This window comes from Sinomonas albida (assembly GCF_004919045.1).
Taxonomy (GTDB): domain Bacteria; phylum Actinomycetota; class Actinomycetes; order Actinomycetales; family Micrococcaceae; genus Sinomonas; species Sinomonas albida.
On the sequence record NZ_SWDW01000034.1, the window covers coordinates 1 to 1265 of the forward strand.

The following is a 1265-nucleotide window of genomic DNA, read 5'->3' on the forward strand; positions in this document are numbered from 1 at the left end:
CGTGTGATGTCTCAGGACCTCGTGGACACTTCCTGTCTCAGGACGTTGTTGACACTTGATGTCTCAGGACGTTGTAGGCACTTCGGTTTCTGGGCTCGGGCGGCGGAGGCCGCTGCGAGGGACGAAGCTGGTGCCTGTGGGCGGTCTGGGGTGGGTGATGATCTCGGTTCCGTCCTCGTCGAAGAACGCCACGCTGTGCTCGTCGTGGAGGACCCGGACGGTCTTGCCGGCCCAGGCTGCGCCGAGGAGGAAGTGGCAGTTCAGGACTGTGACGACGCCCTTGGGGCGGCTGCCGTGCCGGATCACGGCTTCCCTCTGTTCCGGTACCGTCGCTGGCGTCGGGGGCGGTTCGGGGGCCGGGGCGACCGGAGTGCGTGCCCATGCCTCGGCCGGGGTCAGCCCGAGGCTTCCGTGCCCCTGGTGGACGCGCTCGGTGTTGTAGTACCCGTCGAAGGCGTCCACCAGGGCCTGCAGCTCCGTGAGCGTTGTGGCATCGGGGCGGGCGGAGAGGTAGGCGAAGAGGGTCTGGTGGAAGCGCTCGTTCTTGCCTTGGGTGGTGGGCCTGCCGGGCTTGCCGGTGATCGCCTGGACGCCGAGGGCGGCCAGGTACTCCACCAGCGCCCCGGAGTGGCCCCGCCGGGTCGGGTTCAGGGCGCGGCCGTTGTCCGAGAGGACGCGCTGGGGCACTCCGTGGGCGGCGATGCCCTTGCGGATCACGGCCAGGGCGGCCTCGCTGGTCTCGCCCCAGGCGGCCAGGGAGGCCACGGACAGGCGGGAGTGGTCGTCGATGACCTGGAAGATCGTGGCCCTGCGGCCCCCGGCCAGGGGCCACTGGGTCGCGTCGATCTGCCAGCACATGTTCGGGGCCGGATAGACGAAGCGCTTGAACGCCGAGCGTGGCTTCTTCCGCGGGGCCGGGACGACCTCCCCGGCCCGGGAGAAGACCCGGGCCAGCGTCGCCCGCGAGGGCGGGGTGAGGCCGCGGCGTTCCATCGCCGCGGCCACGCTCAGCGGGCCGTGGTCCAGCCCGCCCTGGGCCAGCTCGCGGCGGATCTTCACCGCGAGCTCGGCGATCTCGGCCGGGGTCTGGGACGGGCTGGTGCGCGGGCGGCTCGAGCCGACCTCCGTCGCGGCCAGACTGCCCTCTGCCAGCGCCTTGGCCCGGACTCTGTAGAACCACGCCCGCGAGACCCCGTGCCGGCGGCAGAACTCGGCCACCGCCCCACGGGGTGCGTTCTCCGGCCACGTGGCGACCTTCAGTCGGA

General features: G+C 71.8%; 1 protein-coding gene. It reads right to left on the reverse strand.

Features of this window, described 5'->3' with window-relative positions:
- Positions 1-63: 63 nt before the first annotated feature.
- Positions 64-1265, reverse strand: a 1202-nt coding sequence (locus tag E6A26_RS17500; protein ID WP_211129228.1) for a DDE-type integrase/transposase/recombinase, incomplete at its 5' end; no start/stop codon positions are given.